Raw genomic sequence first — 1,309 nt, 5'->3', positions numbered from 1 at the left:
GGTTCATCGCACCTTAGCGTGAATTAATAGAAAACGGCGGTAAAAGTGGTTAGTTTTGTATTCGCCAAAACACTAACCAGCCACTAAACCGCCGTCTGTCATGAATGCTAACCTCTCTTCGCTTTTCTGGGAAGGTTTCACCGTCGATTCCTTTACCCCATGCGCACACGATGCGCTTCTTATTACCCTCCGGCCTGACCCGGACTTTGCTCCTGCCTGCCGCCGATGTGGCCAGAACACCTGTGCTGTTCATGATACTTCCCTGCGCCGGGTTCGTGAGCGTGACTTGCTGCACTGGCGCATCACACTTCAGGTTCCCGTTCGCCGTCTGCGATGTGCATCCTGCGGTATCGTTACTGAACGCATATCCTGGTTACCTGAGCGACAACGTTATACCTCCACTTTAGCCGTCTGGGTGGAGTCTCTTACCCAGCTGTTACCCGTTAAGCATGTAGCGCAGCTGACGGGGCTGCACTGGCATACCATCAAGAACATCGACCTCCGTCGACTGCGACGCGAGCTACAAGAGCCTGAGCGTCGTACCCTGCGCCGCCTTATAATGGATGAGTTCGCTCTGTTTAAAGGCCATCGTTATGCCACCGTTGTCGTGGATGCAGATACACAGCAGGTGTTGTGGGTCGGTGAAGGTCGAAGCCGGGTGGCCTTCCGTCCATTCTTCACCTGGCTGGGTCCTGAAGGCTGCGCTGCCATTGAATCTGTAGCGATGGATATGAATACTGCACTGGACCTGGAGGTCAGAGAGCAATGCCCACAGGCAGAAGTGGTGTATGACCTCTTCCACGTCGTGGCAAAGTTCGGTCGTGAGGTTATCGACAGGGTGCGGGTCGACCAGGCTAATCAGCTGCGTGACAACAAGAAAGCGCGGAAGGTTATCAAGCGCAGCCGCTGGTTACTGTTGCGTAACCCGGAAAACCTGCCGGCAGGACATGAGGTAAAACTGGCAGAACTGCTGGAAGCCAACCAGCCGCTAAATACCGTGTATGTAATGAAAACTGCGCTGAAGGAGATGTGGTATGCACCAGACAAGGCCACCGCACAGGCACGCTGGAATGAGTGGTACAGACAGTGTGATGAGAGTGGGATCAGGGCGTTACAGCAGTTCGCTAACAAGCTGAAGAACTACATAAGCGGAATAATCGCCAGTGCGACGCACCGGCTGAATACGAGCATGCTTGAAGGAATGAATAACAAGATCAAGGTGCTGAAACGCATGGCATATGGATACCGGGATAATGAATACTTCTTCCTGAAGATAAAAGCAGCGTTCCCCGGTAAAACGCGATGAACC

The 1,309-nt window shown here is 53.2% G+C and carries 1 protein-coding gene; it reads left to right on the top strand.

Features of this window, described 5'->3' with window-relative positions; genetic code table 11:
• The first annotated feature begins 100 nt into the window (after positions 1-100).
• Positions 101-1,306: an ISL3 family transposase gene (locus JK211_RS16710; protein ID WP_212709739.1), complete on the top strand. Its 1,206-nt coding sequence runs from the start codon at positions 101-103 to the stop codon at positions 1,304-1,306.
• The last annotated feature ends 3 nt before the right edge of the window (positions 1,307-1,309 follow it).

Origin of the sequence: Tatumella sp. JGM130 (assembly GCF_018257525.1) — a bacterium.
Classification (GTDB): Bacteria; Pseudomonadota; Gammaproteobacteria; order Enterobacterales; family Enterobacteriaceae; genus Tatumella; species Tatumella punctata.
The sequence above is the reverse complement of the archived record's forward strand: the minus strand, read 5'-3'. Positions and strand labels throughout refer to the sequence as shown.